At 29.7% G+C, this 1,652-nt stretch carries 1 protein-coding gene; it reads right to left on the reverse strand.

Features of this window, described 5'->3' with window-relative positions; genetic code table 11:
• Positions 1-121 precede the first annotated feature (121 nt).
• Positions 122-1,576 carry an HNH endonuclease family protein gene (locus C3945_RS11640; protein ID WP_161879816.1) on the reverse strand — a complete coding sequence of 485 codons (1,455 nt, stop codon included), beginning with the start codon at positions 1,574-1,576 and terminating at the stop codon, positions 122-124.
• Positions 1,577-1,652 lie beyond the last annotated feature (76 nt).

Here is a 1,652-nt window from a genome sequence, read left to right on the forward strand (position 1 = left end):
AACAGAGAGACTATTTTTGAATAATAAAAGTGCACAAAGTTATCTGGCAAAAAGTGCACAATTCTACTTGACGGTTACAGTATCCGGATGAGGCTACTAACATAATGGCTTGTAAGAGGATTTATTCATTCATTAAAACTCTAAACATTTCATCTCTGTGAGTTTTCATTTTTTCTTCTGTCCACTTCCCATTATCAATTTTTGTCATGTATTCCATTATTTTCAATTTCATGCTCTGATTAATGATGCTTGGGTATGAACTAATTTTTCCACTTGGTGGTAAGTTAGAAAATCGAGAATTTCCAGAAACGGTAATTAATGCTAAGTTACCAAAATCATCCAGATTCTCTATATCCCACTCTTCACCCTCTATGGGATTTTGTGGGTGATAGTGTTCGATAGAATTTCTAAACTGAAATTGCCAGTTATCCTGCATCGGAGTTACAATGTTTTTTCCCTCATATGAGTAGCCATCTCTATAAATCAAGTAGTCAAGATAACTAAATACAATTCGCTCAAATCCAAATCCAGAACTAAATTTATAATCAGATTCATCAACTTTCTTCATTGAATATTCTTCTAAAATTTGTATAAGATTAGTTTTTTCATTTATTAATAAATTAGATAGTGTAATTGTAATCCAGTGCATTGTCTTAGGTGAAGTATAGGTTATACGTAAACTTGATTGTAAAGTTCTTAATTGTTGATTGTCATTCCCATTCTCCCCTAATGTGCCTACATATTTAGGTTTAGCACCGTGTTGATCAGTATATTTTTCTAACCGTTGTAATGACCATCTACCCGTTTCTTTATAATCTCTTGCAAATTCCCGTTTCAAAATTAATTTATCGAAAAGAACACGTAATTTCAATAAATGAAATAAAAAGTTTTTTGCATTATCTGATGATTTCCAGTTCCATGACAAATTTTTAAGAAAGTTTTTGTCATCAAGAGTTGAATCTTCTTCTCCTAAATTACTTATAACTGCATTCACTTGCAATAAAAAGTTAGGAAAAGTAATAGTAGATTCAAATCGTCTATTTTCATCTTCTTCCTCTTGATTCTGATCTTCTTGTAATAGGTTATTCTTATTTAAAATATCACCTAGTGAAATTGTATCTAATATTTCTTTCTCTATTGATATAGTATCTTCAAGAGATTTAAAATTCTTAATCGATTGTTTTAAAGCAGACCAATCTGTAGTAAATATTTTATCTCGAATAGTTTTATCAAAATTCATTTGGACATAAGAATTCATATCTGAACATTTTTCCCAAATAAGAGCTGCAATATCTCTTTCTTTGTCTGTTTCTAAAACTTCTAATAGCTTCGATTTAGCAATTTCATGAAGCTCAAGCTGTTCACCACGAGTATTCATTATTTCAAAATAATGATTAAGATCGATATTCGGCGGAACTTGTACTCGTACTATAAATACTTGTTTTAATTTTCTAATAAACGTCTCTCTATTAACTTTTTTCGTATCAAAATAATTACTAATAATTTGATATCCATTTAAAATTTCAGGTGTTAGTAATTCTTCTACTAATTCAGACTTCTTTTCATCTCTTATCACTAGTGTTGCATTAAAATTTTAAACTGTTCCATCGTATAAAAAAATCCTTTATACTAGTACTCGGATGACTTATCCA

The sequence above is a fragment of the Alkalibacterium sp. MB6 genome (assembly GCF_009935905.1).
Taxonomy (GTDB): Bacteria; Bacillota; Bacilli; order Lactobacillales; family Carnobacteriaceae_A; genus Alkalibacterium.